We start from the raw sequence: 354 nt of genomic DNA, 5'->3' as shown, positions 1-354 counted from the left end.
CTGCGCATGGTTCTAATGTGGCCGTTCGGAGCGAGCGGCCGTCGGAGTCGTAGCGCCATCGGACGAGGAGGTCCCCATGACCGAGGTTCCCGCGATCACGACGACGACACAGGGGCTGCATCCCGGCCTCACGCGTCGGCAGATCTCGATGATGGGCCTCGGCGGCGCGATCGGCGCCGGCCTCTTCGTGGGATCGGGCGAGGCGATCAGCATCGCGGGTCCCGCCGTGCTCGTGTCGTACCTCGTCGCGGGCACCATCGTCATCCTGGTGATGTCGATGCTCGCCGAGATGGTGGCCGCGCGGCCCAGTTCGGGCGCCTTCAGCTCGTTCGCGCAGCGCGCCATGGGCCGCAG

Annotated in this window: 1 pseudogene; it reads left to right on the top strand. The window is 69.5% G+C overall.

The features are described 5' to 3' along the window. Positions 1–76 precede the first annotated feature (76 nt). A pseudogene (locus KI686_RS17470) lies at positions 77–354 on the top strand (aromatic amino acid transporter AroP); the annotation flags it as partial.

It is taken from the genome of Polaribacter sargassicola (genome assembly GCF_021991835.1).
Lineage (GTDB): Bacteria > Bacteroidota > Bacteroidia > Flavobacteriales > Flavobacteriaceae > Polaribacter > Polaribacter sargassicola.
The sequence above is the reverse complement of the archived record's forward strand: the minus strand, read 5'-3'. Positions and strand labels throughout refer to the sequence as shown.